Raw genomic sequence first — 21344 nt, 5'->3', positions numbered from 1 at the left:
TGGGGCGCGTCACCGCTTTCCTTCGTCGGGCGTGATCGTTGCGAGACCGGTTCCCATCCCCGCCTACGCGGGGACAGGCTTTTCGGGCGACATGCGCTGTCACATAAAGACATCCCTAAGGTCGAGCGTGCCACGCCGGCCGATGTCGTCGAAATGCGCGGTCATGAAACGCTCGGCCGCGCGACGGCCGATGTCCTTCAGCTTGACGAAAAAGGCAAAGGACGTGTCCATCTTCGTGGCGGCGCCGAAGGCGGCAAGCTCGTCCGCGCCGGCAATGCGATGCATGAAATTGCGCTGGTATTGGCCGGGATCAAGCCGCTGCTCGTCGATCAGGCGGTTGACGAAATCGATGGCGCGCAACTCCCGCAACAGCGATCCGTTGAAGGTGATCTCATTGACGCGCTCGACGATGGCCTGCGCCTCGCGCGGCACTTCCGGCCGCTCGACCGGATTGATCTGGACCAGAAGCGTGTCGAAGGTCTTGCTGACGCCGAAGAAGGGAAAGAGCGCCGGGTTACCCATGTAGCCGCCGTCCCAATAGTGCTCGCCGTCGATCTCCACCGCATGGAAGACGAAGGGCAGGCAGGCGGAGGCCATCACGGCGTCGGGCGAGAGTTCGCCGTTGGTGAAGACCTTGATCTTGCCCGTGCGCACATTGGTGGCGGAGATGTAGAGCTTCGTCTGCTTGCAGGCACGGACCTTGGCGAAGTCCACCTGGCTGACGAGATGGTCGCGCAAGGGGTTGATGTTCAGCGGATTGAGATCGTAGGGGCTGGCGACACGCGAGAGCATATCGAAGAAGGGAAAACGCGGCAGGTCGAAGGGCATCTTCCAGGCGTCGAGCCAGGTGTCGATCAGCGGGGTGCGTTGGCCGCCAAGGCCGCCTTCGAGACTGACCGAGCGCCAGAAGCGTTCCAGCGCCGCCCGCGCGCCCTCACGCCCCCCCTCGACGATGCCGGCGGCCATCACCACGGCGTTCATGGCGCCAGCGCTGGTGCCTGAGATCGCCTCGAAGTCGAGGCGGTCGTCCTCCAGCAGGCAGTCGAGCACGCCCCAGGTGAAGGCACCGTGGGCGCCGCCGCCCTGGAGGGCGAGGTTGACGGGTTTCCGGCTGCGAGAGCGACCGTTTTTCATGAGCAGGCTCCTTCATCAGGCGGCACGCTACAGCGTCCGCACCAGGCGACAGCATGGGCCGTCGGCCAGGCGTCCGATCAGGACCGCGATGTTTCGGGCGTTAACGGGAGGACGTCACTGGGCCGTCCAGCCGCCGTCGATCGACAGGACCGCGCCGGTGATCGAGCGGGCCGAATCGCCGGCCAGATACAGCGCCAGATCGGCGACCTCCTCGACGGTGACGAATTCCTTCGTCGGCTGCGCATCGAGTATGACGTCGTTCTTCACCTGCTCCTCGGTGATACCGCGCGCCCTGGCGGTGTCGGGGATCTGCTTTTCAACGAGCGGCGTCCAGACATAGCCCGGCGCGATGGCGTTGACCGTGATGCCGTCGGTGGCGACTTCCAGCGCGATGGTCTTGGTGAGGCCGGCGATGCCGTGCTTGGCCGAGACATAGGCCGACTTGAAGGGCGAGGCGACCAGCGCATGGGCCGAGGCGGTGTTGATGATCCGGCCCCACTTCTGCTTCTTCATGATGGGCACAGCGGCGCGGATGGTGTGGAAGGCGGAGGAGAGGTTGATCGCGATGATCTGGTCCCACTTCTCGATCGGGAACTCCTCCACCGGCGAGACGAACTGGATGCCCGCGTTGTTGACGAGGATGTCGAGGCGGCCGAAGGCCTTCTCGGCATCGGCGATCATGGCGGCGATCTCCGCCGGCTTCGTCATGTCGGCCGCCGAGTAGAGCACGGTGACGCCCGCTTCCTTCTCAAGATCGGCACGCGTCTTCTCGATCTCGGCCTTGTCGCCGAAACCGTTCAGCATCACGTTGGCGCCGGCCTTGGCAAAGGCCGTGGCCATGGCGAGGCCGATCCCGGAGGTGGAGCCGGTCACGACGGCGGATTTGCCCTTCAGCATGGGAAATCTCCTTGATGTCTGGAGTCATCGGAATCTTGAGGGTGGGACCCCCGAAACGGTCGGCCTCGTGCTTCGACAAGCGGCGGGAACGCGATCGACAATCGGCACTCGGGCAATCGTCCATCGAAGCTGTGTGCAATGCAATATCTGGTGATCGGTATTTTGCCTATCCATCGGCCAGGCATCACGATGCGTTGACTTAATCGATCCTGCCGGAGAGGTCTTGGACGGTTCGGCGCCGCTTGGCGAAAGGAACGGCCGAGACTCCCGGCGACGAGAATAACAAGTGCGCGCGGAGGCGCCTGCAGCCACGCGCCAGGCAGGAAATTCGGAGTCGCAGGCCGCTAGCGAAACTGTTGAGGCAACGTCCCTGTTGCAGGAAATTTCGCAATAACGCGCCGTAGTTGGTCCATCACCACGCCAAAGCAGGTTTGATCGGCGGCAAATCGATATTCATGCTTCTGCTCGTAACAATTCGGCGTGATGCGAATGACTATGTTCACGTGCCCCAACTTGTCGCACTCGAAGTCCAGCGACAGATATGGCTCGGAGAAATTGAGCGTGAAGCTGCCCGGAAAATGACCGGCCAGTTTTCGAATTTCACTGCGCAGGAACAACAAGTCGGACAAGTGGATGGTCGTGCCTTTCACCTCGACATTTGAGCCAAAGGCCTCGACACGAATAGTACTGTTCAGCCAGTTCGCATCCCAGAAGTTGTCACCTCGACTGACCGACTCCCAAACCCATATCGACAGGCCCGCAATAGTCAGGTCTGGGTCACACGTTTCGTGAGGAGCATCCGTCATCCAGCCAAGCCTCTCTGCGGCGGAAAATTCGACAGCGATGAGTCCTTGCAGACCGAAACGCAGCCTGCCCGATCATGCCCGGAAAAATGCTACCGAAAATCGAACGTTCTTCATTCTTCCTGTAATGATCGACTGGCGGGTCGGCCGGCGGCGGGACCACAACGCTTCAACTCGCAGGCCAAGCTTTTTTCTGCGTCCTCGACGCGCTATATGAGTGCTGCGCCGAACGCTCGAGGATCCTTGACGCTGTGCTTGATGCCCATGATCACGATCATGACCACGGCCACTGCCAGGAAAAGACCCTGCGCCGTGTCGAGAAGGCGTGCGAGCGCCAGGGGCTTCGGATGACGGCGCCGCGCCGCCAGGTGCTGAACGCCCTGCTGGACGACCACGTGCCGCTGACGGCCTACGAGCTCATCGACAAGATCGCGCTGACGGACAAGCGACCAAGTCCCGTCTCGGTCTACCGTGCGCTCGACTTCCTGATCGAGAACGGCATCGTCCACCGCATCGAGAGCCGTAATGCCTTTGTCGTCTGTTCGCACGATCATGCGGCGGAGGGAAGCAATGCCGTCTTCCTGCTGTGCGAGACCTGCGGCGTTGCCGTCGAGGCCGAACCCGGCGATCTGTCGGCAAGGATCGCGGCGATTGCCGCCGCGACCGGCTTTCAGGTGAATTCGGCGGTACTGGAACTGCGCGGCCGTTGCCGCAACTGCCTTGAGCAAGAGGCAACCGACGCCGCCAAGGCACAATGACACGACCCAAGATTTCATCCCGGAACGATCCTGCATGAGCCTCCTGACCACGCCCCTGCCCCGCCGCCACAGCGTGCCCGTCCGCGTCGGCAATGTTCTTGTCGGGGGCGACGCGCCCGTCGTCGTGCAGTCGATGACGAACACCGACACGGCCGACGTCGATTCCACGGTGAAGCAGGTTGCAGACCTTGCCCGCGCCGGGTCGGAACTCGTGCGCATCACGGTCGACCGCGACGAGGCGGCCGCCGCCGTGCCGAAAATCCGCGAGCGGCTCGACCGGCTCGGCGTCGACGTGCCGCTGATCGGCGACTTCCACTATATCGGCCACAAGCTGCTCGCCGATCATCCGGCCTGCGCCGAGGCGCTCGCCAAATATCGCATCAATCCCGGCAATGTCGGCTTCAAGGCCAAGCGCGACACGCAGTTCACCCAGATCATCGAGACCGCGATCCGCTATGACAAGCCGGTCCGGATCGGCGTCAACTGGGGCTCGCTCGACCAGGATCTCCTCACGCGTCTGATGGACGAGAACCAGGCGAACGGCTCGCCGCTGACGGCGCAGGAGGTCCTGCGCGAGGCAATCGTGCAATCGGCGCTGCTCTCGGCCGAGCGGGCCGAAGACATCGGCCTTGCCCGCGAGAAGATCATCCTCTCGGCCAAGGTCAGCCAGGTTCAGGATCTCATCGCGGTCTATGCGGAGCTGTCGCGGCGCTCCAACCATGCACTGCATCTCGGCCTCACCGAGGCGGGCATGGGCACCAAGGGCATCGTCGCCTCGTCGGCGTCGATGGGCCTCCTGCTGCAGCAGGGCATCGGCGACACGATCCGCATCTCGCTCACCCCCGAACCCGGCGGCGACCGCACCCGCGAGGTGCAGGTGGCGCAGGAACTGCTGCAGGTGATGGGCTTCCGGTCCTTCGTTCCGATCGTCGCCGCCTGCCCCGGCTGCGGGCGGACCACCTCCACCGTGTTCCAGGAACTCGCGCAGACGATCCAGAACCAGATCCGCGACGAGATGCCGATCTGGCGGACGAAATATCCCGGCGTCGAGGCGCTTCAGGTCGCGGTCATGGGCTGCATCGTCAACGGTCCCGGCGAATCGAAGCATGCCGACATCGGCATCTCGCTGCCCGGCACCGGCGAGACGCCGGCCGCCCCCGTCTTCATCGACGGCGAGAAGGCAATGACCCTGCGCGGCCCGCGCATCGCGGAGGAGTTCCGCGAACTCGTCATCGACTATATCGAGAAGCGCTGGGGCGGGCCGGTGAAGGGCACGCAGGACGCTGCCGAATAAGCTGGCGTACGGCTCTCAGAGCAGGCTGGCGCCGATGTTGACCAGCAGCGCCAGGATCGTGGTGTTGAAGACGAAGGCGAGCGTGCCGTGGGCAAGGCCGAGGCGGCGGAAGCGCCGGCTCGACATGCCGACATCGGCGGTCTGGGCCGTCGCGCCGATGACTGCGGAAAAATACAGAAAATCGAGATAGTCGGGGTTCTGCCCGCCGGGAAATTCAAGCCCGCCGGCGATCTCGCCGTTTGGGGCAGGCGCGTAATATTCATGGGCGTAGTGAATGGCGAAGATCGCCTGCACGAAGGCCCAGGAGAGAAAGATCGTGGCGACCGCCAGGGCCATGTCGACGCCCTTCAGGGCGCTGTCGCCGGTCTTGCCGCCGACGAGCAGCATCACGATGGCGCCGAGGCTTGCCAGCGCCGCCGCAATGCTGAGGCCGAGCAGCGCCATCGCACCTTCGTCCTCAATGGCGGCGCGCCGGCGGATTCCGTCCACATCCGTTTCTGCGAAGCGGAAGCCGATGAGGGCGAGATAGCTGAGGACGGCGCAATTCCAGCCGATGAGCGGGCCGACGAGCCGATCGCCAAAGACCGACCAAAAGGCCGCCACGACAAGCCCCACCACCGCACTGGCATAGAGCCGCTTGTGGAGCCGGTAGGATGGGATCATCTCAGCGATCCCGCAACGCAACGAAGCGCGCCGCGGCCTTGAGCACATCGGCGTGGGCGCCGAAGGGCTCAAGCAGGGCCTCCGCTTCGGCGACGAGATCGCCCAGCGTCTGGCGCGCCATCTCGATCCCATGCAGCGACACGAGCGTTCCCTTGCCCTTGCCGGCATCCTTGGCCGTCGCCTTGCCCATGACGCTTGCGTCCTGCGTCTCGTCGAGCAGATCGTCGGCAAGCTGGAAGGCGAGGCCGGTGATCTCGCCGAAGCGGATCAGCGCGGCCAGCTCGGCGTCTTCCGCACGGCCAAGCCTTGCGCCCGCCTCGACGGCATAGCGAAGCAGCGCGCCGGTCTTCATGGCCTGAAGGCGGCGGATCTCGTCTTCGCCGAGCGCCCGACGCACAGGATCGAAACGTCCTTCGGCGGCCAGATCCAGCATTTGTCCGCCGACCATGCCGCCAAGCCCGGCGGCCCGCGCCAGCCCAGAGACAAGGGCCAGACGCACGGCCGGCTCGGCTTCGGCCTCCGGCCGGCTCAGAAGATCGAAGGCGAGCGTCAGCAGGGCATCGCCGGCAAGGATGGCGGTTGCCTCGTCGAAGGCGACATGCACCGTCGGCTGGCCACGGCGCAGGGCGTCGTTGTCCATCGCGGGCAGATCGTCATGGACGAGCGAATAGCAGTGGACGCATTCGAGCGCCGCCGCCGCAAACCGGACGTCGCCCGATTTGTCGCCGATCTCGCGGCCGAAGAGGCGCGCCGTCTCGACGACGAGAAAGGGGCGGAGCCGCTTGCCGCCGCCGAGCACCGCGTGGCGCATCGCCGCCATCAGCCTTGCGGGGCGCGCCATCTCGCCCTCGCCAGGCGCATCGGCGAGGAGCGGGACGAAGAAGGTCTCCATCTCGCCGGCAAAGGCGGAAAGACGATGCTCGAAGTCGGGCTCGATCAAAGGCCTGTTCCCTTGGGCTCAGTCATATCCGGCTTCCCATAGCGGACGACGCCGCACCGGTCCACAGATGAAAATATCCTTCCGCCCAAGCCGGTAAACAGCGGTCGAGTTCCTCGGCGCGGGCTGATATGGTGACGGCGCTTTCATTGGACCCAGGCGAGGCGGCAAAGGCGGGCAATGGCGGGAAAGGGAACGGCAGCCAGGTCGAAGAGCCGGTCTGCGAAACCGGTGACGAGGACCAGAGCCGACCGGCCGGACATCAGCAGCCGCCCGTCTTCCATCCGAAGCTGGTTCCGCCGGCAACTGCGCCGGGTCGTTCTCGTCTTCGGCGCGCTCGTGGGGCTGATCCTCATCCTCGTTCCCGTCTACGCCGTCGTGCCTCCGCCTGTCTCGACGCTGATGCTGCGCGACCTCGTGACGCTGCACCTCTACCAGCGGGACTGGGTTTCCCTCGACGAGATTTCGCCCTTCCTCGTGCGCTCCGTCATCATGAGCGAGGACGGCCAGTTCTGCTCGCATGTCGGCGTGGACTGGGGCGCCCTTTCGACCGTGATCGAAGGCGCCGACGACGACGGCCCCTCGCGCGGGGCCAGCACCATCCCGATGCAGACGGTGAAGAACCTCTTTCTCTGGTCGTCCCGCTCGTACATCCGCAAGGGACTGGAGATCCCGCTGGCGCTCTATGCCGACGCCATCTGGTCCAAGCGCCGGATCATGGAGCTCTATCTCAACATCGCCGAGTGGGGGCCGGGCATCTATGGCGCGGAAGCCGCCGCCCGGCACTATTTCGGCAAGTCCGCCGCCGATCTCACCCGGCGCCAGGCGGCGCTGCTTGCCTCCGCGCTGCCCAATCCCTATGTGCGCAACCCGGCCAAGCCCAGCCGCCGCCAGCTTGCCATCGCCCGCACGATCGAGACGCGGGAGAGAAAATCCGGCGCCTATGTCAGTTGCGTCTTCCCGAACTGACGGTGTATGAGGCCCGATCCGTGCCCGAAACGGCCGGTCGTGACTGCATGAGTCGCTTTTCTGCGGCATCGGGCGAATTTTTGCTCGTACACTCTGGCCAAACCCGGCCGAGCGCTGTATAAGCCGCACCCATTCCAGTGGATATACGCCTGCAACGTCCGCCCGGGACGATCAAACGGTTCGGGCGTTGGACAGACGATGGAGTTTTGACCCATGGCAGTGCCGAAACGAAAGACCACGCCGTCGAAGCGCGGCATGCGCCGCTCGGCCGACGCGCTGAAAGCGCCGACTTATGTCGAAGACAAGACCTCGGGTGAACTGCGCCGTCCGCATCATGTCGATCTGAAGACCGGCATGTACCGCGGCCGCCAGGTTCTGGAGCCCAAGGACAGCGTCTGATTTCGACGTCAGTCTCTTGCCCCGAAAGGGGAGCAAGAAGGTCGGCCTCTCGCCGGCCTTTTTTGTTGCGCAAATCCGGCCGGCAGACACCGGCGGCGCGCAAGCAGACATTTCGAATGGGAAGAGGTGAAGGTCGCCTCAGGCGCTGACGGCGTAGAGGAAGCCGGGCTCGATGCGGCTGGAAAGCCGGTTCGCCTGGGCGTAGGCGCTCGTCGCGCGCGGCGCCACCGCATTGTCGTTGCGCTGGACACGGCGCTCGGCCGTCACCGAGCCGCCATCGCGGTTGGCGATCAACTGGGTCAGGAAGGGCGCGGACGAGTTGCGATTGCCGGAGTAGTGCGTGCGCTCGCCGACGGAAGGCTGTTCGACAACAACCAGTGCACGGCTTTCGGGGCGCTGCTCGCCGGCGGCTTCGCTGCGGTCGCGCTCTTCGCCAACGGTGGTCTTGTCGGCGGAGGCCGGCGACACGCGGCCGGCGACATGCTGACGGTCGATCCTTGGGCGAACCCCCACTTCTCCGACGCCTGTCACCTTCATTGTGCCCCCATCGTCCCGTTTCGGAACAAGAATGCTGATCATCTCCCGGTCTCAGGGTTCCTGGAGCAATCGAAGGGCCAGGGACGCAAAACGACCCGGCGCCGAATCGGCACGCACTCCGTTGGTTAACATCGGGTTAACGGTAAGTGGAAAATTTCGGGAAATCAATGTCAGGCCAGAAACAAATCAGGCCGCATCCTCAAGCGAGGAAACGGCCTGACAGGGACTGAAGAGCCCGGTTTTCCTGGTGTTGCCTGCGATAGCCCGGACCGATTGCCCCGGATCCGGTCCATGCGCCCGGCCATTCCGCCGTCCGCGGCAGGGCGAGCCATGGTGGCTTGCGCCGCTCGCCGGCCATCGCGGCGCGGGACCGGCCGCATCGGCGAAGGATCGCACGACGTCCGTCGGTCGTTTCAATGTGGCACAGCCGGGACGACGACCGCCGTCCGGCGCCCCGGCCTCAAAGGCGGCCGGTCACTTGCCCTCGTCGCCCATCTTGTCGAGCCGGCGCTGCATCGCCTCGATCTGCTCTTTCAGAGCGCTGATGTCGGAATCGCGCCCTGCGGCAGAGGCCGTCGGGGGTTCGGATGCCGGCGTCTCGTCGCCCGTCTGGTTCGCGCCGAAGGGCATGAACATGCGAAGCGCCCGCTCGAACATTTCCGAATTGCGGCGGACCTGCTCTTCGATCGCCTCCAGCCCGGTGCCGCCAAAGGTCTGCGACAGCTGCTGGCGGAACTTTTCCTGCTCGCGCGTCAGAGAGGAGATCGACTGCTCCAGATAGCTCGGGACCAGCGTCTGCATCGAATCGCCATAGAAGCGGATGAGCTGGCGCAGGAATGTCACCGGCAGGAGATTCTGACCCTTGCCTTCCTGCTCGAAAATGATCTGCGTCAGCACGGACCGGGTGATTTCCTCGCCGGATTTGGCATCAAAGACGACGAAGTCCTCTCCCGACTTCACCATCTGCGCCAGATCCTCCAGCGTCACATAGGTGCTGGTCCCGGTGTTGTAGAGACGCCGGTTCGCATACTTCTTGATGATTGTGGGTTCGTCCTGCTTTGCCATTGGGATCTTTTTCCTCGCCCCGCCTTGCACGTGTCACGACACCGGACCCTCCCCCGAGCTGTCGCCCGTGCATTCGACGTCCTGTCCTCACAATCATGACACTACGGCCTTTTCTGCAGCGCGGACAACCGTTTTTGCTGCGCAGCATGCCAAACTCTCCGCGGACGGATTCAAGGCTCCCGGGACCATCGCGACAGCTTGGCGCATCCCCACCAAATGCCACAGGCGAGGCTGTTGACAGAGCGCCCCGAAACGCCCTCTAGTGCTAGCGAACGCGCCGCACCATACGAACGAGTACTTGCACTTACGCAAGACTTCGGACCGGGCGGCCCTCGCAAGGCAGAAGAAGAAGGCGCACCACAAGAAGACGCCGATCCCCACCGAAAGAACAGGCGGCAGCCGCCAGACTGGGAGTCCACCATGTCCGATATCGTCATTGTGTCCGCAACCCGAACGGCAGTCGGCTCGTTCAACGGCGCCTTTGCCACAATCCCGGCCCACGACCTCGGCTCGGCCGTCATCACGTCGGTGCTGGAGAAGGCGGGCGTGAGCGCCGAAGAGGTCGACGAGGTCATCCTCGGTCAGGTCCTCACCGCCGGCCAGGGCCAGAACCCGGCGCGCCAGGCGGCGATCAACGCCGGTCTTCCGATCGAGGCGACCGCCTTCGGCATCAACCAGCTTTGCGGATCGGGTCTTCGGGCCGTGGCGCTCGGCATGCAGCAGATCGCGAACGGCGACGCCGACATCGTCGTCGCCGGCGGTCAGGAGAGCATGTCTCTCGCCCCGCATTGCTCGCATCTTCGCGGCGGCGTGAAGATGGGCGACTTCCAGATGATCGACACGATGATCCGGGACGGCCTCTGGGACGCCTTCAACGGCTACCACATGGGCACGACGGCGGAGAATGTCGCCAAGGAGTTCCAGATCACCCGCGACGAGCAGGACGCCTTCGCCGTCGCCTCGCAGAACAAGGCGGAAGCGGCCCAGAAGGCCGGCAAGTTCAAGGATGAGATCACGCCCTTCACCATCAAGACGCGCAAGGGCGACATCGTCGTCAGCGACGACGAGTATATCCGCGCCGGAACGACGCTTGAGACCGTCGGCAAACTGCGTCCGGCCTTTTCCAAGGACGGATCGGTGACGGCGGGCAACGCCTCCGGCATCAACGACGGAGCCGCTGCGGTCGTGCTGATGAGCGCCAAGGAGGCGGAAAAGCGCGGCCTGACGCCGCTCGCCCGCATCGCCGCCTGGGCAACGGCCGGCGTCGACCCGAAGATCATGGGCACGGGCCCGATCCCGGCGTCGAAGAAGGCGCTCGCCAAGGCGGGCTGGTCGACCGGCGACCTCGATCTGGTCGAGGCCAACGAGGCCTTCGCGGCCCAGGCCTGCGCTGTCAACAAGGGTCTCGGTTGGGATACCTCGAAGGTCAACGTCAACGGCGGCGCCATCGCCATCGGCCATCCGATCGGAGCCTCCGGCGCCCGCGTGCTGGTGACGCTCCTGCACGAGATGGGCCGGCGCGATTCCAAGAAGGGCCTTGCCACGCTCTGCATCGGCGGCGGCATGGGCGTTGCCATGTGCCTGGAGCGCTAAGCCGGCTCACCATCAACATTCAGCATTAATCAAGAAAACGCACCATCCGGCTGCGGGCGGGAGATTTCCCGCTTTCGCGGCCCAAGAAAAACGGGGAAACACATCATGACAGTCGCAGTTGTCACCGGTGGTACGCGCGGCATCGGCGCGGCGATCGCCAAGGGCCTTCAGGCCGCGGGCCTGACGGTCGCAGCCACCTATCACGGCAACGTGGAGAAGGCCGAGGCCTTCAAGGCCGAAACCGGCATCCACGTCTACAAGTGGGATGTCGGGGACGAGGCGGCCTGCGTCGAAGGTCTCGGCAAGGTCGCGGCCGAACTCGGCCCGATCTCGGTGCTCATCAACAACGCCGGCATCACCCGCGACGGCATGTTCCACAAGATGAGCTTCACGCAGTGGCGCGAGGTGCTCGCGACCAACCTCGATTCCATGTTCACGATGACCCGGCCGGTGATCGACGGCATGCGCGAGCGCGGCCATGGCCGCATCATCAACATCTCCTCGATCAACGGCCAGAAGGGCCAGATGGGGCAGGCCAACTATTCGGCCGCCAAGGCGGGCGTCATTGGTTTCACCAAGGCACTGGCCCAGGAAAACGCCCGCAAGGGCATCACCGTCAACGCCATCTGCCCGGGCTATATCGACACCGAGATGGTGCAGGCCGTGCCCGAGAAGGTGCTGGAGAGCATCATTGCGGGCATTCCGGTGGGACGCCTCGGCAAGGCCGAGGAAATCGCAGCCCTCTGCGCCTATCTTGCCTCGGACGCCGCCGGCTTCATGACGGGTGCCGTGCTGACAATCAACGGCGGGCAGTATATCGCCAACGGTTGATTGTGCAGGCCATAAGCATCCCTCACACATAAAAAAGGGCGCCCCAAGAGGCGCCCTTATCCGTTTTCCGGGACTTTTCGTCTCTTGACCGATCAGGCCGCCAGCGTGGACGACGCCTCGCGCACCTTGGCGGTTGCGCCGGCGATCAATTCGGTCGCACCGGCGATGCTTCCCATGCCCTCGTTGACCGAATTCACGCCGTGGGCGGCAGTGTGCATGTTCGAAGACATTTCACGCGTCACGGCCGTCTGTTCTTCCACGGCGGAGGCGATGTTGGCCGAGATGTCATTGATCTCCGCGATCGTCCGCGCGATGCTCTCGATTGCCCCGACCGCCTGATGCGTCGTCGACTGTACCGCGCTGATCTGGGCGCCGATTTCCTCGGTCGCCTTGGACGTCTGCGTGGCGAGGTTCTTCACCTCCGAAGCAACAACCGCGAAACCCTTGCCGGCTTCTCCCGCGCGGGCGGCCTCGATCGTGGCGTTGAGTGCCAGAAGATTGGTCTGCGCCGCGATCGTGTTGATCAATTCGACAACGTCACCGATCTTCTGGGCGGCACTGGCAAGGCCCGAGACGACCACGTTGGTCTCCTGGGTCTGCGTGACAGCCTGGCTCGAGATGCCGTGTGCCCTTGAAACCTGACGGCTGATTTCCTCGACCGAGGCTGCAAGTTCCTCGGCGCCCGAGGCAACCGCCTGGACATTGGTCGATGTCTGCATCGATGCCGCCGCAACACTGCTGGCCTGCTGGTTCATCGCCACCACGGCATCGTTGACATGGGCCAATTCACGGTTGATTTCGCCCTGAACGTGACGTCGGCGCAAGCGGTCGGCAACCATCGCGGTGATATCGGTCGCGAACTTGACCACCTTGATCGGACGCCCCACGTCATCGAAAATCGGATTGTAGGTCGCCTGGATCCAGACTTCCCGTCCGCCCTTGCCGATACGCTTGAACTCGGCCGTCTGGAATTCGCCGCGGCGCAACGCCTCCCAGAAGTGACGGTATTCGGGCGTGTCCCGTTCGGCCGCGTCGACGAACATGGAATGGTGCTTGCCCTTGATCTCGTCCAGTCGGTAGCCGAATGTCCCCAGGAAGTTGTCGTTGGCGTCCGTGACAATGCCGTCCAGCGTGAAGTGGATGGCGGCCTGGGCCCGGTTCAGGGCCGCGATCTGCCCGGCAATATCCGCTGATTGCAGCTTCTTCTGCGTGATGTCGGTGGCGAACTTGACCACCTTGAACGGCTTGCCGTTTCGTCCCAGGACGGGGTTGTAGGAGGCCTCGATCCAGATCTCCTTTCCGTCCTTGCCGATCCGCTTGAATTCGCCGGCCTGGAACTTTCCGGCTCGCAGGTCCGCCCAGAACGTCTTGTAGCCGGCGGTTTCCCGTTCGCCGGCCGCAACAAGGACCGAGTGGTGCTGGCCGACAAGTTCCTCCAGCCGATAGCCCAGCGCGCGCAGAAAATTGTCGTTGGCCGAGAGGATTTTGCCATCGAGATCAAACTCGATGACGGCCTGCGAGCGTTTCAGCGCCTCGACGACGGCTCCATCTTGAGACCTAACAGAAAACAAAGGAAATCCCCCTGCGCGTATGATGTGTGCCGGCCAACGAGGCCCTGCCTTGCTGATCCGACATTATGCTGCAGGCGGCTTTCCGTCCGTTGAACTGTATGCACGACAGCGGTGCATTTCTGGATCAAAATTTGATCCTTGAGGATGATTTTCATCGACGGGCACATCGTTTCCGGAGTAAAATTTCGACAATTCAATGAACTTCTGCAAAATATAAGTTGTTATACCTATGAAGGCGCTGAAGAACAGGTCCCGTTGGTCTTCTTACCAGATGCTTCGCTTCATCGAGGAGAAGACGAAGATCGGAACATGGATCTGGGATCTGACGGCGACGGAACTTCACTGGTCGACGGGCCTCTACAGGCTGATCGGGTTGGATCCGCAGGAAACCAAGCCGTCCTTCTCTGCCTACGAGAGCATCATCCACCCGGACGACCACCTCGACATCACCGGGCCTCTGGTGCGGGCGGACGGCAGCACGATCTTCGATCGGCAGTTCCGGATCATGCGGCGCGACGGCTCGCTGCGCTGGCTCCAGGGCCATGCAGAAATCCATCTCGGCGCCGACGAGATGCCGCATCAGGTCATCGGCGTCGTCATCGACATCACCGACCGCAAGATTCTCTCCGATTCGTTGAAGCTCGCCGGCCGCCACCTCGACCTCGCCTCGGACATCCTTGGCGCGGCCGTCTGGATCACGGATCGCCAGGGCTCGATCGTCAGCCAGCACGGCTGGCTGCCCCTCACCGGCCAATCGGTCGCGGATGTCCAGCAGATGGGCTGGCTGAACGCTCTTGTTCCCGAAGACCGCGTGCAGGCGATGAAGGTCTGGATGACATCGCTGCGCAGACCGGAGCCCTTTGAGATTGGCTTTCGTGTCCGCTCGTCCGACGATGAAGGCGTAGCGGTGACCGGGCGTTTCACGCCGCTTGAAGACAGGAAGGGCGGCATTGCCGAATGGATCGGCGTCTTTCGCAGACAGGGATCCGACGCGCGCGCCTTGCAGGATCACGTGCCCGCTGGCGAAGAGGGCAGCGGCGAGCACAGGCTGCACCCGGCACAGATCAGGGCCGCCCGCGCCATGCTTGGCTGGTCGGTGTCCGATCTTGCCGACGTCAGCGGCATCTCGGGATCGACCATCCGGCGAATGGAAATGGATGATCCCGACCGAAGCGTCAGCCAGACCTATTTCGACATCATGCACGAGACGTTCCGGCGCCATGGCCTCAGGATGGAGCTTCGGGACGGCATGGCAGTCGTCGGTTTTCCGATGTCGCCCTGACGAGGACTGCGGGAGTTTACAGACGCTCCGGATCCGGGGCCGCCGATGGCCGGCCTGGAGCATTCCGTTCAAACCGGAGCCACGAAAATGCTTTAGGTCTTTGTCTCCACGCAAATCCGGGCGGAAAACCGGTTCCCACCCTCGCCTTCGCGAGGGCATGCTTTTCCTGGATTTGCTCTAGCTTTTCGGCATTGCCATTTCGCCGGGTAACAGCACGCGCTCCAGCATCACGAAAATCTCGCGCGGGCTGTAGGGCTTCTGCAGGATAGCGGCGAAGGCCTTCTGCTGCGAAAGACCGGATTGCCCCGTGATGCAGATCACCGGCGGGACATCCGCGCCGAGGCGGGCCTTGAGCCGCATCACCACATCGGCACCGCTCTCGCCGCCGAGAATCCAGTCCACGAACACGATGTCCGGCACGACTTTTTCGGCAAGATTGGCCGCCTCGCCGCCCGACGCCGCGGTGACGACCTCGAAGCCGAAGGTCTCCAGCAGGCTGCTCATCAGCGCCAGCGCGATGGGACTGTCGTCGACCACCAGTGCCACCATGCCGGCGAAGGGCCGCCGGCCTGCCGATTGCGTGCGATTCATCACCATGGTCCTGTCGCCTTTCCGCTGCGCGCCGCCCATGTCTGCGGGGACCGCATCCGACCGATCGTCGCCGCGCCTGCGCGCCTGTGTCCCGACGCGTTCGGTGTCTGGGGAGGGTGAACGCGCAGATGCGGCCGAAGCGACCGGCGCAGCATGCCGCCCTTTTCGCCGCGTTTTCTTTTCCGCCAGAGGCGGCACGGCCAGATCGGCCCTCATGCCTCCGCCCTCCCGCGGCGTCAGCGCGAGGTCACCGCCGAGGAGTTTCGCCAGATGACGGCAAATCCGCAGACCAATGCCGGCTCCGGGCTGGGCCGCCACGGCATCGACTGCCGCGTTGCCTGCAGGCCGTTGCTTCGGCCCCCGATCGAGGACACTGAAACAGAGGCGGTCGTCCTCCACCGTCAGCCACAGCTCCGTTCCGCCCTGCCCCGAGTGACGGATGGCATTCTGCAGAAGATTGAACAGCACCTGCCGGATGCGCCGGGGATCGCTGGAAAAACTCTCGGGAACGCCGTCGCCAACGATGACGCCAATGCGCCCGGCGCCTTGCGCCAGCAGGGGCGAATGAAGGTCGGCGAGTTCCCGCAGCAGAGCCTGCGGATCGAAGCGGCTTGCCGTCACCGCCCTTGCCGCGTCGCCGGCCGAAAGGGCCACCAGATCGTCGGCCATCGTCAGGGCATGGTCGGCGGCGAGCGTCATCAGGGCCGACAGCCGTTCGGCCTCCGGATCGTCGGGCAGCTTTGCGGCCAGCAGCCCGGCCAGCACCTGCATGGCCGATACGGGATTGCGAATCTCGTGGCCGACGGCGGCAACGTCTTCAGCGGGAACGGAATCGGTCGGCGGCATGGGCAATCTGGCTGCAGGGAAACGGTCGGCACCGAAAGAACGGCACCTTTGCCGGATCCTTGCGCCTTGAAGATTAAATGCGGCTTAAAGCCGGGCATTTTAGACAAAAGGCATCGAGACCGCGGGGAACGACGCTCGCAGGGGAAGCGCCGGACTGGCCTGCAACAGGCTCCTTGCGACAGGAGACCGGGCCTCGGCCCGACAGGCCGGTTTCAGGCTTTGATTTCAGCGGTTGACGCCCCCGGGGAAGCCAGTATAGTCCCGCGCGAATTGCCCTTCGGGCAACCTTGCGACGGCCCCTTTCGCCGGGCCCGATCGCACACCAGATGCGGGCGTGGCGGAATCGGTAGACGCGCCGGACTCAAAATCCGGTTCTGGTGACAGAGTGTCGGTTCGAGTCCGACCGCCCGCACCATCTTCTTCTCTTCGCGCTGCCGCGATCTGCGATCGCTTCGCTCCAGAGGGGGCGCCGCGAAGTCGGCAGCGCGTCCATCAGCCCGCCCGAGGTCCCAAGCCTCACGCCGCCTCGGAGGCGTAGACTTCGCGCGCCTCGCGGATCGCGCCGTGATGGGCCGCTGCCCAGTCGATGAGGCCGGAGAGCGGGCCGATGAGCGAGGCGCCGAGCGGCGTCAGGCTGTATTCGACGCTCGGCGGCACCGTCGGGAAAACCTCACGGTGGACGAGACCGTCGCGCTGCAGATCGCGCAGCGTCTGGGTCAGCATGCGCTGCGAGATATCCGGGATCTGACGGCGCAATTCCCCGAATCGATGCGGCTTTCCGCCGAGCAGCATGATCAGGAGCGTGCTCCACTTGTCGCCAAGCTGGTCGAGAACGTCGCGGATCGGGCAATTCGCGGCGTTGAAGTCGCCGGACGCAAACATCTTCTGAAAGTTCGTGTCCGCGCCGGACTCTGTTCCTGCCTCGGCCTTCTCGCCTGCCATGGGGTGGTTCCTTCCAGGTGCCTAAGGGTCTTCAAACTGCGTACTTTACAGTCCTTGGTTCCTATTTTAGCCCTGGTTACTGAAAGAGACAACCAGTCAAATCCGAATGCACTGGGCACTCTTGATCAGGGCTCCCCATCCGTGCGGAGCCGGCTAGCGGGTGTCTCGCATGGAGCCGCACCGCTTCAGAAAGAAGGAACCGAACGATGTCCGATACCCTGCTCGTCACCGGCGCTTCCGGCCATCTCGGCCGCCGCGTCATCGCCCATCTCCTCGAGAGCAACGGCGTTGCGCCCGGCCGCATCGTCGCGGCGACACGCGATCCGGCGAAGCTTTCCGATCTTGCCGCCAAGGGCATCAAGGTGGTGGCCGCCGATTTCGAAGATGCCGCATCGCTGTCTGCGGCCTTTGCCGGCGTCGGCCGCCTGCTGCTGATTTCCACCGACGCTCTGGACAAGCCAGGCCGGCGTCTCGCCCAGCATGAAGCTGCCGTTGCCGCCGCCAAGGCGGCCGGCGTGAAGCATATCGTCTATACGTCGATGCCGAATCCGGACGATTCCCTCATCCCCTTCGCGCCCGACCATCTCGGCACGGAACAGGCGATCAAGGCCTCCGGCCTCTCCTACACACTTCTGCGCAACAGCTGGTACATGGACAACATGTTCTTGCCGCTGCCGCCGGTGCTGGCGTCGGGGCAGTGGTTCACGTCCGCCGGTGAAGGACGGATCGCCAACGTGTCGCGCGAGGATTGCGCCCGCGCCGCCGCCACCGCCCTCGCCTCTTCTGACACCACGGCCAGGACCTATGACATCACCGGCCCCGAGAGCCTGACGGTTTCCGAGATCGCGGCGATCGTCAGCGAGGTGTTCGAGCGCCCGATCGCCGTCGTTCAGGTCAGCGACGAGCAACTGACGCAGGGCATGATCGCGGCAGGCGTGCCGGACTTCATGGCCCCGCTCTGGACCTCCTTCGACGCCAACACGCGCGAGGGCAAGATGAACATCCAGACCGACGCGGTGGAGGAGCTCACCGGCACGGCGCCGATGACGCTCAAGGCCTTCCTCGCCGCGAACAAGGCGGCCTTCGCCAAGGCGGCCTGATCCAAGGCACGATCGACCATTCCGGCGGGGTTATGCCCCGCCGGTCAGCGTTTCGACATCCGTCACCAGCGCATGGCGGTCGGCAAGCGCCGCCAGTTCCGCCCGATGCAGCGTTTCGGCCGGGACGATGCTCCCCTCCAGCGGCAGGTTGCGCGTCGCGCAGGCATCGCCTGCAACGGTGATCCCGTAGCCGAGATCGAGCGCGGCACGGACGGTCGACGAGACGCAATGATGCGTCATCAGGCCGGCAATAATGAGCGGAGAGCCCTCGACAATCCGCTCGGAAAGGTCGGTGCCCGAGAAGCTGTTGGGCCTCACCTTTTCAACGACCGGTTCCGTTGCCAAGGGCGCCAGACGGTCGACGATCGCGCCGCGCCCGGCCGTCCGATCGAAGAGGCCGCCGGGCGATCCGCGATGGGCGACATGAACGATCCGCGTCCCCGCCTTGCGCGCGGCATCGAGCAGCCGCGCCGCCTTCTCGACCGCCGCCTCCACGCCATGGAGCCTCAGTGGTCCTTCGAGGTATTCGTTCTGGTAGTCGATGAGCACGAGCGTCGCATCGGCAAGGCGCGGCGGTTCGGGCGCCCGGCCCGTCAACTGGAACAGCGTCTGCGGGGTCATGGCGATCCTCCTAATTCGCGAAGATTGGCTCAGGGAATGAGGATGGGGCTGCCGACGGTGCGGCCGGCTTCAAGATCGGCCTGGGCCTTGCCGGCATCCTCAAGCGGATAGCTTTGTCCGACGGCAGGGCCGATGCCCCGCCGCGCCATCTCGATCACCTCCCGGGCCGCGCCGGGATAGACGTCGCGCTCGGTGGAATAGGCCATGACGCTAGGGCGCGCGAAGACGAGCGAGCGCAGCGGGCCGATCGCCTCGACGGGCACGGGCGGGATCGGCCCCGCCGTCTGGCCGATGCTTGCAACGGTGCCGAAGCGCCGCACGCAGGCAAAGGTCTTCAGGAGTTGGTCGCCGCCGATCCCGTCGACGGCAAAGTCGACGCCGACGCCATCCGTCAGGCGCATGACCTCAGCGGCGATATCGGCATCGCGGCCGACGATCACGTGGTCGGCGCCATGAGCCCGCGCGACCTCCGCCTTTTCCTTAGAGCCGACCGTGCCGATGACGGTCGCGCCGAGGTGTTTCGCCCACCGCGTCAGCAGGCTTCCGAGACCGCCGGCCGCCGCGAGGACGAGGAGCGCCGTTCCTTCCCGAACCTGACAGGTGCGTGTCAGCAGCATGTGGACGGTGAGGCCGCGCAGCAGCAAGACCGCCGCTTCGGGTGCCGGGATGCCTTCGGTCAGCGGGATCGCTCGCCAGGCCGGCAGCAGGCGCGTCGCGGCATAGGCGCCCGGCGCTCCGGCATAGGCGACGCGAACGCCGACGGTGAGGCCCTCGACGCCCTCACCCACGGCTTCGATGATCCCCGCACCCTCAACGCCGGGAATGCGCGGCTCCGGAAGGGGATAAAGCCCCGTGCGATGATAGACATCGATGAAATTGACGCCGACAGCCTCATGCCGAAGCCGGACCTCGCCGGGGCCGGGCTCCTGCGCCGGCCAGTCGATGAGTGTCAGGCGATCGACACCGCCCGGTTCGCTTAGTCTGATGGCCTTGTCCATCGGGTTCCTCGCTTTCGTTGCAAGGCAGAGATAGGTCGAGCGCGTCTGATAAAAAATTCCCTTTTCTTTCCCATTCAATGTGAGAAATTTCACAGATGGACTGGGACGATCTTCGCCATTTTTCCGCCTTTGCCGGAAGCGGCAGCCTTGCGGCAGCCGCGCGCGACCTCGGCGTCGAACACGCCACCGTCGCACGGCGCATCGCGTCGCTGGAGGACAGGCTCGGCGTCAAGCTCATCGACCGGCGCGGACGGCGGCTGGTGCTGACCGCCGAGGGAGAACGCATCGCCGCCATCGCCGAGCGAATGGCGACGGAAACGCGAGCGATCGAGCGGCTTGCCGGCGGCGCGCGGTCGGACCTTTCCGGCACGATCACGATCAGCGCCCCGTCAGCCTATGCGACCGCTGTTCTTGCCCCGAAGCTGGCGGGCCTGCAACGACGCCATCCGGCGCTTTGCATCCGCCTCCTCGGGGAAGCCCGGACGGCATCGCTGGAGCGGCGCGAGGCCGATATCGCCATCCGTCTCAGCCGACCCGACCGGGGCGACCTGACGATCCTGAAGATCGGCGACATGCCCTTCCGGCTCTATGCCAGCCAGGCCTATGTCGCCGAAACACCGGAAGCCGACTGGCGCTTCATCGGCTCGGACGGCGCCATGGCGACCTCGCCGCAGCAGGCCGAACTCGAGCGGATCGCGGCGGGCCGTGCCTCCAGCTTCCTGAGTGATCAGGCCGAGATTCAGCGCGCGCTTGTGATCGCTGGTGCAGGCGTGGCCATCCTGCCCGAGTTCATGGAAACGGCAGGCCTTGTCCGCATCGGGCAGGATACGCCTCTCGTCACGCGCGACATCTGGCTGGTGGTCCACTCCGACATGCGCCGGGCCGCTGCCGTTCGGGCCGTCATCGACTGCCTGAGCTGACTTCCCAGGCGGGTAAATTTCTCCTCCGCCATTCGTCATCAGAAAAGGCTCCTGCCTTTCGTCCGACTGCACGCGATGTCGCGAGAGGCGTTGCGGGCCTCCGTAAAGCTGACTATAAAACTCATATTAAAGTCACATGATGCGAGGACCGAGTGAGACAGGCACTGACAGTGGCCGGGATGGTATTTGCGTCGATCTGCCAGTCCGCCAGCGCGGAGGACGCGCCAGCCGACAAGGGGCCAGTTCCCGGCATCTCGGTGGAGATGAACAAGCTCGAAGCCGCCGGGGATGATTGCCGGGCCACCTTCGTGATCCAGAACGGCCTCGACGAGCCGCTTTCGGCGCTCAAGCTCGACCTTGTCGTCTTCGACGGGCAGGGCATTGTTGCCCGGCGTCTTGCCGCCGATTTCGCACCTCTTGCTGCGCAAAAAACAGCGGTAAAGATCTTTCCCGTTTCCAGGATGGCCTGCGGCGACATCGACCGCGTGCTGCTCAACGACGTGTTGGCCTGCGAGGCCGCCGATGGCGCCGTGAAAGGATGCCTCGACCGGCTGGCGCTGCATTCGCGCGCCGCCGCCAGCTTTGTGAAATAG

Annotated in this window: 22 protein-coding genes and 1 tRNA gene; 11 read left to right on the top strand and 12 right to left on the bottom strand. The window is 64.5% G+C overall.

Annotated features, from left to right (window positions below):
* Nucleotides 1–99: 99 nt before the first annotated feature.
* The 3 genes from HDIA_RS01375 to HDIA_RS01365 all read right to left on the bottom strand — a co-directional run bounded on the left by HDIA_RS01375 (nt 100) and on the right by HDIA_RS01365 (nt 2837).
* On the bottom strand, nt 100–1134 hold the full coding sequence (locus HDIA_RS01375; RefSeq protein WP_099553675.1) for a patatin-like phospholipase family protein: 1035 nt from the start codon (nt 1132–1134) through the stop codon (nt 100–102).
* A 114-nt stretch (nt 1135–1248) separates the two neighbouring features.
* Complete coding sequence (locus tag HDIA_RS01370; protein WP_099553673.1) at nt 1249–2031, bottom strand: 3-hydroxybutyrate dehydrogenase; 783 nt, start codon at nt 2029–2031, stop codon at nt 1249–1251.
* A gap of 344 nt (nt 2032–2375) precedes the next feature.
* Nucleotides 2376–2837 carry a WapI family immunity protein gene (locus tag HDIA_RS01365; protein WP_099553670.1) on the bottom strand — a complete coding sequence of 154 codons (462 nt, stop codon included), beginning with the start codon at nt 2835–2837 and terminating at the stop codon, nt 2376–2378.
* Between the two features lie 248 nt (nt 2838–3085).
* On the opposite strand from HDIA_RS01365, the gene HDIA_RS01360 reads away from it, so the two are divergent.
* Both HDIA_RS01360 and ispG read left to right on the top strand, forming a co-directional pair.
* Nucleotides 3086–3592 (top strand): Fur family transcriptional regulator, encoded by a 507-nt coding sequence (locus HDIA_RS01360; protein WP_245884105.1) that lies wholly within the window; start codon nt 3086–3088, stop codon nt 3590–3592.
* A gap of 34 nt (nt 3593–3626) precedes the next feature.
* Nucleotides 3627–4886: a flavodoxin-dependent (E)-4-hydroxy-3-methylbut-2-enyl-diphosphate synthase gene (ispG, locus tag HDIA_RS01355; protein WP_099553668.1), complete on the top strand. Its 1260-nt coding sequence runs from the start codon at nt 3627–3629 to the stop codon at nt 4884–4886.
* 15 nt (nt 4887–4901) lie between these two features.
* On the opposite strand, the gene HDIA_RS01350 is transcribed toward ispG, so the two are convergent.
* Nucleotides 4902–5549, bottom strand: coding sequence for a DUF1345 domain-containing protein (locus HDIA_RS01350; RefSeq protein WP_157775139.1), 648 nt, complete (start codon nt 5547–5549; stop codon nt 4902–4904).
* A gap of 1 nt (nt 5550) precedes the next feature.
* Nucleotides 5551–6441, bottom strand: coding sequence for a polyprenyl synthetase family protein (locus HDIA_RS01345; RefSeq protein WP_099558640.1), 891 nt, complete (start codon nt 6439–6441; stop codon nt 5551–5553).
* A gap of 225 nt (nt 6442–6666) precedes the next feature.
* On the opposite strand from HDIA_RS01345, the gene mtgA reads away from it, so the two are divergent.
* Together mtgA and rpmF are read left to right on the top strand one after the other, a co-directional pair.
* Nucleotides 6667–7455 carry a monofunctional biosynthetic peptidoglycan transglycosylase gene (mtgA, locus tag HDIA_RS01340; RefSeq protein ID WP_099553664.1) on the top strand — a complete coding sequence of 263 codons (789 nt, stop codon included), beginning with the start codon at nt 6667–6669 and terminating at the stop codon, nt 7453–7455.
* A 213-nt stretch (nt 7456–7668) separates the two neighbouring features.
* On the top strand, nt 7669–7854 hold the full coding sequence (gene rpmF, locus HDIA_RS01335) for a 50S ribosomal protein L32 (protein WP_099553662.1): 186 nt from the start codon (nt 7669–7671) through the stop codon (nt 7852–7854).
* Nucleotides 7855–7992: 138 nt separating this feature from the next.
* On the opposite strand, the gene HDIA_RS01330 is transcribed toward rpmF, so the two are convergent.
* Together HDIA_RS01330 and phaR are read right to left on the bottom strand one after the other, a co-directional pair.
* Complete coding sequence (locus HDIA_RS01330) at nt 7993–8391, bottom strand: hypothetical protein (protein WP_157775136.1); 399 nt, start codon at nt 8389–8391, stop codon at nt 7993–7995.
* A 474-nt stretch (nt 8392–8865) separates the two neighbouring features.
* Entirely contained in the window at nt 8866–9456 is a 591-nt protein-coding gene (gene phaR, locus HDIA_RS01325; protein ID WP_099553658.1) for a polyhydroxyalkanoate synthesis repressor PhaR, read from the bottom strand.
* Nucleotides 9457–9876: 420 nt separating this feature from the next.
* Between phaR and HDIA_RS01320 the strand changes: the two genes are divergently transcribed.
* The gene (locus HDIA_RS01320; RefSeq protein WP_099553656.1) at nt 9877–11049 is read left to right on the top strand and encodes an acetyl-CoA C-acetyltransferase; all 1173 of its coding nucleotides are present in this window, start codon (nt 9877–9879) and stop codon (nt 11047–11049) included.
* 102 nt (nt 11050–11151) lie between these two features.
* On the top strand, nt 11152–11880 hold the full coding sequence (gene phbB, locus HDIA_RS01315) for an acetoacetyl-CoA reductase (RefSeq protein WP_099553654.1): 729 nt from the start codon (nt 11152–11154) through the stop codon (nt 11878–11880).
* A 92-nt stretch (nt 11881–11972) separates the two neighbouring features.
* Here the strand turns inward: phbB and HDIA_RS01310 are convergent, their stop codons facing one another.
* Entirely contained in the window at nt 11973–13451 is a 1479-nt protein-coding gene (locus HDIA_RS01310) for a methyl-accepting chemotaxis protein (protein WP_099553652.1), read from the bottom strand.
* Nucleotides 13452–13722: 271 nt separating this feature from the next.
* On the opposite strand from HDIA_RS01310, the gene HDIA_RS01305 reads away from it, so the two are divergent.
* A complete protein-coding gene (locus HDIA_RS01305; RefSeq protein ID WP_162292596.1) occupies nt 13723–14733 on the top strand; it encodes a PAS domain-containing protein in 1011 nt (336 codons plus the stop codon).
* 177 nt (nt 14734–14910) lie between these two features.
* Here the strand turns inward: HDIA_RS01305 and HDIA_RS01300 are convergent, their stop codons facing one another.
* Nucleotides 14911–16170 carry an ATP-binding response regulator gene (locus tag HDIA_RS01300; RefSeq protein WP_099553647.1) on the bottom strand — a complete coding sequence of 420 codons (1260 nt, stop codon included), beginning with the start codon at nt 16168–16170 and terminating at the stop codon, nt 14911–14913.
* A 328-nt stretch (nt 16171–16498) separates the two neighbouring features.
* Here HDIA_RS01300 and HDIA_RS01295 point away from each other — a divergent pair.
* Nucleotides 16499–16585: transfer RNA gene (locus tag HDIA_RS01295), tRNA-Leu, on the top strand.
* A gap of 101 nt (nt 16586–16686) precedes the next feature.
* Here HDIA_RS01295 and HDIA_RS01290 read toward each other — a convergent pair.
* A complete protein-coding gene (locus HDIA_RS01290) occupies nt 16687–17052 on the bottom strand; it encodes a winged helix-turn-helix transcriptional regulator (RefSeq protein WP_197708142.1) in 366 nt (121 codons plus the stop codon).
* A 266-nt stretch (nt 17053–17318) separates the two neighbouring features.
* Here HDIA_RS01290 and HDIA_RS01285 point away from each other — a divergent pair, with 266 nt between their 5' ends.
* Entirely contained in the window at nt 17319–18212 is an 894-nt protein-coding gene (locus HDIA_RS01285) for an SDR family oxidoreductase (protein ID WP_099553643.1), read from the top strand.
* A gap of 30 nt (nt 18213–18242) precedes the next feature.
* Here HDIA_RS01285 and HDIA_RS01280 read toward each other — a convergent pair whose 3' ends face one another.
* Together HDIA_RS01280 and HDIA_RS01275 are read right to left on the bottom strand one after the other, a co-directional pair.
* A complete protein-coding gene (locus tag HDIA_RS01280) occupies nt 18243–18833 on the bottom strand; it encodes a cysteine hydrolase family protein (RefSeq protein WP_099553641.1) in 591 nt (196 codons plus the stop codon).
* A 29-nt stretch (nt 18834–18862) separates the two neighbouring features.
* Nucleotides 18863–19831 carry a quinone oxidoreductase family protein gene (locus tag HDIA_RS01275; RefSeq protein ID WP_099558639.1) on the bottom strand — a complete coding sequence of 323 codons (969 nt, stop codon included), beginning with the start codon at nt 19829–19831 and terminating at the stop codon, nt 18863–18865.
* Nucleotides 19832–19926: 95 nt separating this feature from the next.
* Here HDIA_RS01275 and HDIA_RS01270 point away from each other — a divergent pair, with 95 nt between their 5' ends.
* Nucleotides 19927–20751, top strand: coding sequence for a LysR family transcriptional regulator (locus tag HDIA_RS01270; protein WP_099553639.1), 825 nt, complete (start codon nt 19927–19929; stop codon nt 20749–20751).
* Nucleotides 20752–20930: 179 nt separating this feature from the next.
* Nucleotides 20931–21344, top strand: a complete 414-nt coding sequence (locus tag HDIA_RS01265) for a Tat pathway signal protein (RefSeq protein WP_197708079.1) — start codon at nt 20931–20933, stop codon at nt 21342–21344.

This window comes from Hartmannibacter diazotrophicus (assembly GCF_900231165.1).
GTDB lineage: Bacteria > Pseudomonadota > Alphaproteobacteria > Rhizobiales > Pleomorphomonadaceae > Hartmannibacter > Hartmannibacter diazotrophicus.
The sequence above is the reverse complement of the archived record's forward strand: the minus strand, read 5'-3'. Positions and strand labels throughout refer to the sequence as shown.

What these genes read in the sequence shown, in the direction of transcription:
- HDIA_RS01375 (WP_099553675.1), bottom strand. Translation starts at nt 1,134, where the DNA reads ATGAAAAACGGTCGCTCTCGCAGCCGGAAACCCGTCAACCTCGCCCTC.
- HDIA_RS01370 (WP_099553673.1), bottom strand. Translation starts at nt 2,031, where the DNA reads ATGCTGAAGGGCAAATCCGCCGTCGTGACCGGCTCCACCTCCGGGATC.
- HDIA_RS01365 (WP_099553670.1), bottom strand. Translation starts at nt 2,837, where the DNA reads ATGACGGATGCTCCTCACGAAACGTGTGACCCAGACCTGACTATTGCG.
- ispG (WP_099553668.1), top strand. Translation starts at nt 3,627, where the DNA reads ATGAGCCTCCTGACCACGCCCCTGCCCCGCCGCCACAGCGTGCCCGTC.
- HDIA_RS01350 (WP_157775139.1), bottom strand. Translation starts at nt 5,549, where the DNA reads ATGATCCCATCCTACCGGCTCCACAAGCGGCTCTATGCCAGTGCGGTG.
- HDIA_RS01345 (WP_099558640.1), bottom strand. Translation starts at nt 6,441, where the DNA reads ATGGAGACCTTCTTCGTCCCGCTCCTCGCCGATGCGCCTGGCGAGGGC.
- mtgA (WP_099553664.1), top strand. Translation starts at nt 6,667, where the DNA reads ATGGCGGGAAAGGGAACGGCAGCCAGGTCGAAGAGCCGGTCTGCGAAA.
- rpmF (WP_099553662.1), top strand. Translation starts at nt 7,669, where the DNA reads ATGGCAGTGCCGAAACGAAAGACCACGCCGTCGAAGCGCGGCATGCGC.
- HDIA_RS01330 (WP_157775136.1), bottom strand. Translation starts at nt 8,391, where the DNA reads ATGAAGGTGACAGGCGTCGGAGAAGTGGGGGTTCGCCCAAGGATCGAC.
- phaR (WP_099553658.1), bottom strand. Translation starts at nt 9,456, where the DNA reads ATGGCAAAGCAGGACGAACCCACAATCATCAAGAAGTATGCGAACCGG.
- HDIA_RS01320 (WP_099553656.1), top strand. Translation starts at nt 9,877, where the DNA reads ATGTCCGATATCGTCATTGTGTCCGCAACCCGAACGGCAGTCGGCTCG.
- HDIA_RS01305 (WP_162292596.1), top strand. Translation starts at nt 13,723, where the DNA reads ATGCTTCGCTTCATCGAGGAGAAGACGAAGATCGGAACATGGATCTGG.
- HDIA_RS01300 (WP_099553647.1), bottom strand. Translation starts at nt 16,170, where the DNA reads ATGCCGCCGACCGATTCCGTTCCCGCTGAAGACGTTGCCGCCGTCGGC.
- HDIA_RS01290 (WP_197708142.1), bottom strand. Translation starts at nt 17,052, where the DNA reads ATGTTTGCGTCCGGCGACTTCAACGCCGCGAATTGCCCGATCCGCGAC.
- HDIA_RS01285 (WP_099553643.1), top strand. Translation starts at nt 17,319, where the DNA reads ATGTCCGATACCCTGCTCGTCACCGGCGCTTCCGGCCATCTCGGCCGC.
- HDIA_RS01280 (WP_099553641.1), bottom strand. Translation starts at nt 18,833, where the DNA reads ATGACCCCGCAGACGCTGTTCCAGTTGACGGGCCGGGCGCCCGAACCG.
- HDIA_RS01275 (WP_099558639.1), bottom strand. Translation starts at nt 19,831, where the DNA reads ATGGACAAGGCCATCAGACTAAGCGAACCGGGCGGTGTCGATCGCCTG.
- HDIA_RS01270 (WP_099553639.1), top strand. Translation starts at nt 19,927, where the DNA reads ATGGACTGGGACGATCTTCGCCATTTTTCCGCCTTTGCCGGAAGCGGC.
- HDIA_RS01265 (WP_197708079.1), top strand. Translation starts at nt 20,931, where the DNA reads ATGGTATTTGCGTCGATCTGCCAGTCCGCCAGCGCGGAGGACGCGCCA.